The sequence below is a fragment of the Microbacterium nanhaiense genome (genome assembly GCF_014646015.1).
GTDB lineage: Bacteria > Actinomycetota > Actinomycetes > Actinomycetales > Microbacteriaceae > Microbacterium > Microbacterium nanhaiense.
The window spans coordinates 70,933-80,898 of sequence record NZ_BMMQ01000011.1 but is presented as its reverse complement, the minus strand read 5'-3'; the positions used below and the strand labels follow the sequence as shown (position 1 = coordinate 80,898).

Annotated in this window: 7 protein-coding genes; 6 read left to right on the top strand and 1 reads right to left on the bottom strand. The window is 71.4% G+C overall.

Annotation, left to right across the window (positions count from 1 at the left end; all coding sequences use genetic code 11):
• The first annotated feature begins 249 nt into the window (after positions 1 to 249).
• The 6 genes from IEX05_RS14125 (at position 250) to IEX05_RS14100 (ending at position 8,736) form a co-directional block, all read left to right on the top strand.
• Positions 250 to 861, top strand: a complete 612-nt coding sequence (locus IEX05_RS14125) for a DUF4916 domain-containing protein (protein WP_188702961.1) — start codon at positions 250 to 252, stop codon at positions 859 to 861.
• Between the two features lie 241 nt (positions 862 to 1,102).
• Positions 1,103 to 2,257, top strand: coding sequence for a sensor histidine kinase (locus IEX05_RS14120; RefSeq protein ID WP_188702960.1), 1,155 nt, complete (start codon positions 1,103 to 1,105; stop codon positions 2,255 to 2,257).
• Positions 2,254 to 2,889: a response regulator gene (locus IEX05_RS14115; RefSeq protein WP_188702958.1), complete on the top strand. Its 636-nt coding sequence runs from the start codon at positions 2,254 to 2,256 to the stop codon at positions 2,887 to 2,889. The genes IEX05_RS14120 and IEX05_RS14115 overlap by 4 nt, the downstream gene beginning before the upstream one ends.
• Positions 2,890 to 3,036: 147 nt before the next feature.
• Positions 3,037 to 3,786, top strand: a complete 750-nt coding sequence (locus tag IEX05_RS14110; RefSeq protein ID WP_188702956.1) for an ABC transporter ATP-binding protein — start codon at positions 3,037 to 3,039, stop codon at positions 3,784 to 3,786.
• Positions 3,783 to 5,174, top strand: coding sequence for an ABC transporter permease (locus tag IEX05_RS14105; RefSeq protein WP_229661344.1), 1,392 nt, complete (start codon positions 3,783 to 3,785; stop codon positions 5,172 to 5,174). The genes IEX05_RS14110 and IEX05_RS14105 overlap by 4 nt, the downstream gene beginning before the upstream one ends.
• 118 nt (positions 5,175 to 5,292) lie before the next feature.
• Positions 5,293 to 8,736: a bifunctional proline dehydrogenase/L-glutamate gamma-semialdehyde dehydrogenase gene (locus IEX05_RS14100; RefSeq protein WP_188702954.1), complete on the top strand. Its 3,444-nt coding sequence runs from the start codon at positions 5,293 to 5,295 to the stop codon at positions 8,734 to 8,736.
• 16 nt (positions 8,737 to 8,752) lie between these two features.
• On the opposite strand, the gene IEX05_RS14095 is transcribed toward IEX05_RS14100, so the two are convergent.
• Positions 8,753 to 9,796 (bottom strand): threonine aldolase family protein, encoded by a 1,044-nt coding sequence (locus IEX05_RS14095; RefSeq protein WP_188702952.1) that lies wholly within the window; start codon positions 9,794 to 9,796, stop codon positions 8,753 to 8,755.
• Between the last annotated feature and the right edge of the window lie 170 nt (positions 9,797 to 9,966).

Genomic DNA, 9,966 nt, shown 5'->3' with positions numbered 1-9,966 from the left:
GACCTGCCGACCGGCACCGGCATCAGCGGCTCCAGAACAGCCCACACCTCATCCGAGATCTCCTGACGCGTCACACCATCGAGACTCGCCGATCCTGAGCCTGAACCTCTTGATCAACACGCCCTAGGACGAGTCATCCACAACCCCACGCCTCATCAAGTCTCCGACGAATCAGCCGTCAGCGCGGGATGATTCGTCGGAGACTTGATGATTTGTCGCGAAAGCGATGATCCGGGGTAGCGTGATGCCATGACGGTGCGCACCCCGGATCCCGACCCGCAGGACCAGCCCGACGACTACTCGAGCGACCTGAGCGGCGTCGGCAGCGTGCCCGGCGGATCCACGAACCCCGCCTGGCTCAGCGACATCGAGCTCGCCGAGGCCCGGCGCCGCATCCCGATGCTCTACGTCGAAGCCGTACCGGTGCGCACCGACGGATCCGGACAAGTCACCGAGATCGGGATCCTGCTGCGCTCCACGAGCGTCGGCGAACTCACCCGCACCGTCGTCTCCGGCCGCGTGCGCTTCGGCGAGACCGTGCGCGACGCGCTCTACCGGCACCTCGAAAACGACCTCGGCCCCATGGCCTTCCCCCAGGTGCCGCCGCAGCCCGTGCCCTTCACCGTCGCCGAATACTTCCCGATCCCCGGGATCACGCCCTACCACGACGACCGCCAGCACGCCGTATCGCTCGCCTTCGTCGTGCCCGTCACCGGAACGTGCGAGCCCCGCCAAGACGCGCTCGAAGTCACCTGGCTCACCCCCGAACAGGCCGCCTCCGACGCGCTCGCCGCCGAGATGGAGGGCGGGCGCGGGACTCTCATCCGCCAAGCCCTCGCCAGCGTCGGCGCCCTCCGCTAACCCCCGACACCGCGCCCCGCGGCGTTGTCCTCGTCGGCGCACGGGGGTGCGCTCTCCTCGTCCGCCTTGCGGTGCACGGCGCCGGGGCACCGCGTCCCGCGGTGTGGTCTTCGTCGGCGCACGGGGGTGCGCTCTCCTCGTCCGCCTTGCGGTGCACGGCGCCGGGGCACGGCGGCCCCCACGCCCCAACTACATCCCGCGGATGACGCGCGGCGGGGCGGCTGCGCATACGCTGAGGAGAATGTTCCGCTCCATCGGGTGGATCCGGATCTCCGTCGACAGCGGGATCGCGGTCGCCTTCTTCGCGCTCACGGCGTTCTCGACCGTTTACGCGCCGTACGACAACATCGCGTTCATGCCGCTGATCGCGGGATTCATGTCGATCGCGCTCGCGATCCGCCGACTCTCGCCCGGCCTATCGCTCGCGGTCGCGTGGTTCGGCGCCATCGTGCAGATGCTCTTGCTCCTGCCGCCACTGCCGACGAACATCGCGATCTTCGGCGTGATCTACGTCACGGCCGCATACGGATCTCGCCTGGTGATGTGGCTCGGCGCCGCCTCGACCGCGCTCGGCGCGCTCGCGATCGCGAGCTACATGTTCCTCATGGGCGTGAACACGACCGCGGACCCGTACTACGACCCGGCGGATGGCATCATCAGCACCGCGCTCGTTGCGCTGTTCGGCTTCGGTCTCGCCTGGACCGGCGGAGCCCTCGTGCGAGCCCTGCACCGCGCGCAGGACAACCGTGCCGCGCAGCGGGCGGCCGAGGCCGTCGCACAGGCCGAGCAGGAGCGCGGACGCATCGCCCGCGACATGCACGACGTCGTCGCCCACTCGCTCGCCGTCGTCGTCGCGCAGGCCAACGGCGCCCGATACGCGGGCAGAACGGATCCACAGATCGCGCTCGACACCCTCGCGACGATCGCGCAGACCGCCGGATCCGCGCTCGCGGACGTGCGCATGCTGCTCGCGCAGCTGCGCCACCGCGAGGCCGAGGGGCCCCAGCCGACGATCGCCGATCTCGACGCGCTGTTCGGGCAGATCCGCGCGGCCGGCGTCGACCTCCGCGTCGACATCGACCCGGCCCCGCGCGGCGACGTTCCGGCCTCGGTGCAGCTCGCGGTGTACCGGATCCTGCAGGAGGCCCTCACGAACGCGCTCCGCCACCGCACGGGCGGCGGCGTGGACGTGACGCTCGCGTGGCAACCCGGATCCGTCACCGTCACCGTCGCGAACGACGCCACGGGCGAGCGGCATTCCGCGCGCGACGGCCTCGGGCATGGCATCATCGGCATGCGCGAGCGCGCGGCGCTCGTCGGCGGATCCCTCGACATCGAACACGGGGGCGACCGCTTCGTGGTGCGCGCCGCGATCCCGTGGGAAGGAACCGAATGATCTCCGTCGCCCTCGTCGACGACCAGCCGCTGTTCCGCGTCGGCATCCGCATGCTCGTCGACTCGCAGCCCGACCTGAGCGTCGTCGGCGAGGCGGGCGACGGGCGCGAAGCGATCGCGCTCGTCGCGCGCGAGAAGCCCGACATCGTCCTGATGGACATCCGCATGCCCGTCATGGACGGGCTCGAGGCGACCGCCGCGATCCTCGCCGAACCGGATCCGCCGAAGATCGTCATGCTCACCACCTTCGACCTCGACGAGGCCGCCGCGCGGGCGATCCGCCAGGGCGCGAGCGGCTTCCTGCTGAAGGACGCGGATCCCGAGTTCCTGCTCGCCGCGATCCGCGGGGTCTACGCCGGATCCAGCGTGATCGCGGCGAGCCAGACGCGCGAACTGTTCGCCCAACACGCCGAACGCAAGCGCGTGCCGTCGGAGTACGCGCAGCTGACCGAGCGGGAGAAGGAGATTTTCGCCCTCGCGGCGCGCGGACTCAGCAACGGCGAGATCGCGGCCGCCGAGTTCCTCAGCGAGGCGACGGTGAAGACCCACATCAGCCGGATCCTCGCGAAGCTGCAGCTGCGCGACCGCGTGCAGCTCGTCGTCTTCGCATACGACCACGGCCTCGCGGGCTGACGCGGCGCCGCGGGCACAGCGGCAGCCCGCGAGGTGGCACGAACGGGCGACCCATATCGAGGGGGAGCGAGGATCATCCCCGAGATGTACGGTGATCAGGCTCGAGCCCGATGACGCGGGGGAGCGGCGGAAAATAGCGTCGAGGGTATGGACAACACCCTCGCGGCAAGCGTCGCGCACGTCACCAAGACATACGGAACCGGCGACGGTACCGTCACCGCCCTCGACAACGTCAGCGTCGGGATCCGCCGCGGCGAATTCACCGCGATCATGGGCCCATCCGGATCCGGAAAATCGACCCTCATGCACATCATGGCGGGCCTCGACGCTCCCACGAGCGGCCAGGCGTTCATCGGCGACTCCGAGATCACGGGCCTGAACGACCGCGACCTCACCCTCCTGCGCCGCCGCAAGGCGGGCTTCATCTTCCAGGCGTTCAACCTCGTGCCGACCCTCGACGTCAAGGCGAACATCCTGCTGCCCTTCGACCTCGACGGCCGCCGCCCGCGACCCGACGAGCTGCACCGCGTACAGGACCTCGTGTACGAACTCGGCCTCGAACGCCGCCTCACCCACCGGCCGCACGAGCTGTCCGGCGGTCAGCAGCAGCGCGTCGCGATCGCCCGCGCGCTCGCCGCGGCGCCCGAGCTGATCTTCGCCGACGAGCCCACCGGAAACCTCGACTCCCGAACGGGACGCGACGTGTTGCGGATCCTGCGCGAAGCAAGCGACACCGGACAGTCGATCGCGATGGTCACCCACGACCCCGTCGCGGCGAGCTTCGCCGACCGGGTGCTCTTCCTCGGCGACGGGCGCATCGTCGCCGACAAGCCGCGCCAGACGCCCGAGGAGATCTCGGCCCACATGCTGCGCCTCGAGCAGGAGGCGGCGGCATGAGCTTCCTCCGCGAACGCGGCATGGGCGCGAGCGTGCTGGTGGCGGCGCTGTCGTCGGCCTTCGGCGTCACGCTGCTCGCGACGACCGCCTACCTCGGCTTCCTCGCCAAGACCGCCATGGGCGAGGGCGGCACGGTCGGTCTGATGGTCGGGATCCTCAGCGGGATCTTCATCATCATCGCCATGTACGTCGGCGCTATCGTCACCGCCAACACCTTCTCGACGATCGTCGCGGGCCGCACGCGCGAGATCGCGCTGCTGCGGCTGATCGGATCCACCGCCAGCGCCGAGCGCCGCCGGGTCGCCGGTCAGGGGCTCATCGTCGGTGCGATCGGATCCGCCATCGGCCTCGCCGTCGGCGTCGGCATCGCGTTCGCCGGTACGGCGGCCGCGGGCCGGATCCTCGACGCGCCCGCCTATGGCGACGCGTTCCAGGCATGGATGGCGCTGCCGTCGGTGATCGTCGTGCTCACGACCTGGGCGGCCGCGTGGGGCGGATCCCGGCGCGTGCTGTCGGTGACGCCGCTGCAGGCGCTCGGCGGATCCGTGGCCCGCAGCCACGAGGAGGCGCGCGGAGGGCGCGTCCGCGCGGGCTTCGGGATCGCGCTCGGCCTGCTCGGCACGCTCCTGCTCGTCGCCGGGCTGTTGCTCGGCCTGTTCACGCCGCTCGCCGTGGTCGTGGCCTTCGTCGGCGGTCTGCTGTCGTTCACGGCGATCGTGCTGGCCGCGACGGCGATCATGCCGCCCGTGCTGCGCCTCGTCGGGAGGGCGTTCGGCGGATCCGCCACGAGCCGGATGGCGGCCGAGAACGCCCTGCGCTACCCCGAGCGATCCAGCCGCATGTCGATCGGCGTCGTCGTCGGCGTCACGCTCGTGGTGATGTTCGCGGTGGCGACGGAGACGCTCGAGAAGGTGCTCGTGTCGGGCCTGACGGCCGAGGAGGCCGACGCGACCGGTGTCAGCGCGTTCCTCGACCTGTTCGGCGGGATCATGATGGCGCTCGTCGGATTCTCCGCGATCATCGCCGCCGTGGGCCTCGTGAACCTCCTCACCATCGGTGTCGTGCAGCGCCGGACCGAGCTGGGGCTGCTACGGGCGCTCGGCCTGTCCACCTCGCAGATCCGGCGCATGGTGCTGCTCGAGGCGGCGCACATTACGATCGCGTCGACGCTGCTCGGCGTCGTGCTGGGAGTCGTCTACGGGTGGATCGGGGCGCAGGCGACCGCCGGATCCGTCGCCGGCACGCCCGCGATCGTCGCGCCCGGAGTGCCCTGGGCGCCGGTGACGGTCGTCCTGGTCGCCATGGCCGTGCTGACGCTGCTCGCCGCCGTGACCCCCACCCGCCTCGCGACCCGCATCTCCCCGGTCGAGGCCCTCGCCGCCGACTAGGGGCGTGTCCCACTTGGTGCGGGTATGGGCCTAGCTTTCTCGCCTTAAGTGGGACATGCCTCGCCCCGTGTCCCACTTGATGCGCGTATGGCCCCGGCTTTCCCGCCTTAAGTGGGACATGCCCCTGGCGCGGGCGAGTGGGGAGCGACACGATGGGGGAGTGGACAACGCGCAGAGGATCGACCTCGCGCTCGCTCACGAGGCGATCGCGCAGGTGCGGACATGGGTGGAGGCGGCTCGGCATGAGCCGGTGGATCGGGCGGCGAGCAACCTCGCCGGGTTGCTGAAGGATCCGGGAGGGCTCGAATTCGCCACCCGTTTCGTCGACGAGGTGGTGCGCCCCGAGGATCCGGCCGTCAGCGCGCGGGCCTTCCGCGACATCGCGCGCCGGCCGCCCCGATTCCTCCCACCAGCGCTGCGCGCGCTCGTCCGGCTCGGCGGATCCGTGGCGCCGGTCGCCCCGCGACTCGTCGTCCCCATCGCCCGCCGCGTCCTGCGCGGGATGGTGCGCCACCTCGTCGTCGACGCGAGCGATGCGAGGCTCGGGCCGGCGCTCGCGCGCATCGGATCCGGCGGCGTGCGTCTGAACGTGAACCTCCTGGGCGAGGCGGTGCTCGGATCCCGCGAGGCGGAGCGGAGGGTGGCGGGCACCATCCGCCTCATCGAGCGCCCCGACGTCGACTACGTCTCGATCAAGGTCTCGTCGACCGTCGCGCCGCACAGCCCCTGGGCGCACGAGAGGGCCGTCGCCGATGCGGCCGCTGCCCTCGCGCCCGTCTACCGCGCGGCGATCCGGCACGACACCTTCGTGAATCTCGACATGGAGGAGTACCGGGATCTCGACCTGACGCTCGACGTCTTCGAGCGGATCCTCGACGACCCCGAGCTGCGCGCGGCACGCGCCGGCGTGGTGCTGCAGGCCTACCTGCCCGACAGCCTCGCCGCGATGATGCGCCTGCAGGAGTGGGCCGCCGCCCGAGGGGGCGAGCCGATCAAGGTGCGGCTCGTCAAGGGCGCGAACCTGCCCATGGAACGCGTGGATGCCGAAATTCACGGCTGGCCGCTGGCGACGTGGCCCGGCAAGGCGCACACCGACGCGAACTACAAGAAGATCCTCGACTACGCGCTCACGCCCGAGCGCGTGCGGCACGTGCGGATCGGCGTCGCCGGGCACAACCTGTTCGACGTCGCCCTCGCGCGCCTGCTCGCGGAGCGCCGCGGCGTGAGCGACGCCGTCGAGTTCGAGATGCTGCTCGGCATGGCCACGCAGCAGGCCGCGGTCGTGAGGCGAGACGTCGGCTCCCTGCTGCTGTACACCCCGGTGGTGCACCCCGGCGAGTTCGACGTCGCGATCGCGTATCTCGTGCGACGGCTCGAGGAAGGGGCGAGCGCCGAGAACTTCATGTCATCGGTTTTCGACCTCGAGGATCCGTCGGCGTTCGACCGCGAGCGCGACCGCTTCCTCGCGTCGATCGAGCTGATCCCGGATGGCACCCCCGAACCGACCCGCACGATGGACCGCGCCGCCGACCCGGTCCCGGCCGCCGCGGGTCCCTTCCACAACGCCCCGGACACGGATCCGTCCCTGTCGGCCAACCGCGACTGGGCCGCCGCGATCCGCGAGCGGATGCCGCACTCGACGGTCGGTCGCGACACGAGCGAGCGCGCGACGATCCGCACTCCCGAAGAGCTCGACGGGGCGATCGCGGAGGTCGCGGCCTCCGACTGGGGGTCGCGCCCCGCGTCCGAGCGGGCCGCGATCCTGCGCCGTGCCGGCGACGAGATCGAACGGCGCCGGGGCGAGCTGATCGAGGTGATGGGATCCGAGTGCGGCAAGGTCATCGAGCAATCGGATCCGGAGGTCAGCGAGGCGGCCGACTTCGCCCGGTTCTACGCGGACGGCGCCGAGGCGCTCAGCCGCGTCGACGGCGCGCGCTTCGCGCCGGTGCGGGTGACGGCGGTGATCCCGCCGTGGAACTTCCCCGCCGCGATCCCCGCGGGCGGTGTTCTGGCGGCGCTCGCCGCGGGATCCGCCGTCGTTTTCAAGCCCGCGAGCCGCGCCGCCCGCACGGGTGCGGTCATCGCCGAGGCGCTCTGGGCGGCGGGGGTGCCTCGAGATGCGCTGCGGCTCGTGCGCCCGGCGGGCGATCTCGGATCCCGCCTGATCGGCGACGAACGCGTGGAGCGCGTGATCCTCACGGGCTCCTACGAGACGGCGGAGAGGTTCCGCGAGGTCCGACCCGGGCTGACGCTGCTGGCGGAGACGAGCGGCAAGAACGCCATCATCGTCACGCCGAGCGCCGACCTCGACCTCGCCGCCCGCGACATCGCGAACTCGGCGTTCGGCCATGCGGGGCAGAAGTGCTCGGCGGCGTCGCTGATCGTGCTGGTCGGATCCGTCGGGGAGAGCGAGCGCTTCCGCAGGCAGCTGCTCGACGCCGTCGAGGGCTACGCCGTCGGCATGCCGTGGGACGAGGCCTCCCGCATCGGGCCGCTGATCGCGCCCGCCGAAGGCAAGCTCCTGCGGGGGCTGACGACGCTCGAGGAGGGTCAGAGCTGGCTGCTCGAGCCACGCCAGCTCGGCGAGGCGCTGTGGACGCCCGGGATTCGCCTCGGCGTGCGCCCCGGATCCGAGTTCCACCTGACGGAGTACTTCGGCCCCGTCGCGGGAATCATGACCGCCGAGACGCTTGAGGAGGCGATCGACATCGTCAACGCCGTCGACTACGGCCTCACGAGCGGCCTGCACTCGCTCGACGAGGACGAGATCGGTCTCTGGCTCGCACGCATCGAGGCGGGAAACGCCTACGTCAACCGCGGCACCACGGGCGCGATCGTCGAGCGGCAGCCGTTCGGTGGCTGGAAGAAGTCGTCGGTCGGGCCCGGCACGAAGGCCGGCGGGCCGAGCTACCTCTTCGCGCTCGGCACCTGGACCGACGCGGATCCCGCGGGCTCAGCGCCCGCCGGCTCAGCCTCCGCCGGCGATGCGCTGTCGAGGCTCGCGCTGCGCGCCGCCGATCCGGCGGACCGGGAATGGCTGTCGGCGGCGCTCGCGAGCGACGCGGCCGCGGCCGAAGCGGAGTTCGCCCGAGCCGTTGATGTGCAGGGCCTCGCCTGCGAGCAGAACGTGCTGCGATACGCGCCCGTGCCCGTCACGGTGCGCTTCGAAGGATCCCGCGAGGCGGAGCTCATCCGCGTCGTCGCGGCGGGGCTCCGCGCGGGTTCGCGGGTGGATGTCTCGGCGCCGGCCCTTCCCTCGCAGGCCGTGCGCGACCTCCTCGTCGAGCGCGGGGTCACGCTGCGCATCGAGGACGCGGAGCGCTGGGCCGCTCGCGCCGAGACCTTCGCAACGCAGGGCACCCGGATCCGGTTGATCGGCGGATCCCGGGAGCGGCTCCTGCGCGCGACCGGCGGATCCCCGCTCGTCGCGATCTGGAACGGCGAGGTGACCCGGGCGGGCCGCGTCGAGATGCTGCCGTTCCTGCGCGAGCAGGCCGTCTCGGTCACGGCGCACCGCTTCGGCACGCCCCGGCGCTACGACATCCCGGTTCTCTCGCGCTGAGGGGGCGGGATCGTCGTCACGTCGTGCGGGCGTAGCGGCTGACGAGACCGACGAAGCGGTCGACGTCGGCGGCGGTGGTGTCCCACGCGGTGAGCCAGCGCACCTCGCCCGTCGCGGTGTTCCAGTCGTAGAACATCACGTGTTCGCGCACCCTGTCGGCCACCCCGGGCGGCAGGATCGCGAACACGCCGTTGGCCTGGGTCTCCTGCGTAAAGCGCACCCCGGGGATCTCCGACACGCCCTTCCGCAGCCGCGCCGCCATCGCGTTCGCCTGCGCGCCCGCGCGGATCCACAGATCGTCCTCGAGCAGCGCGAGCAGCTGCGCCGAGACGAAGCGCATCTTGCTCGCGAGCTGCATGGTGTTCTTCTGCAGGAACTCGACGCCGGTCACGCGCGACGGATCTCGCACGACGACCGCCTCGGCCCCGAGCGCGCCAATCTTCGTGCCGCCGAAGCTCAGCACGTCGACGCCCGGAAGCGCGTCCGCGAGCGAGACGCCGAGCGCCGCGACCGCATTGGCGATGCGCGCGCCGTCGACGTGGACGGCGAGGCCCAGTTCGTGCGCCGTGTCGGTGATCGCCCGGATCTCGTCGGGGGAGTAGAGGGTGCCGAGCTCGGTCGACTGCGTGATCGAGACCACCTGCGGCACAATCGTGTGCACCCCGCGGGACCCGGCGTGCGCACGGATCAGCTCGGGCGTGAGCTTCGCGTCGGGCGTCTGCACCGGGATGATCTTGAAGCCGCCGACCTTCTCCGGCGCGCCGCCCTCGTCGGTGTTGACGTGGGCGATCGCGGGCGCGATGACACCGCCCCAGCGCGTGAGGAGGCTCTGGATCCCGACGACGTTCGCCCCGGTTCCGTTGAACACGGGATAGACCTGGGTCTGCGCCCCCAGCAGCTCGCGGAACCTCTCGCGCAGGGCCTGCGTGTACGGATCCTCGCCGTATGCGGGCGCGTGCCCGCCGTTCGCCGCGGCGAGCGCCGCGAGCACCTCGGGGTGGGTTCCGGCGTAGTTGTCCGACGCGAAGCCGCGCCACTCGGTGTCATGCAGCTGTTCCACCTGACCAGGCTATGCCGCATCGCCCCGGCACCGATGTCGGAGATGTCATGAATCTCGGATGTTTTCGCCCCAAGGCGCCGAGTTTCGTGATTTCTCCGAGTTTGGTGACGCCGGATCCGCCGCGCTACGTCGTGTGACGACTGACGTGCGGGGCCGGCGGCGGGCGTCGT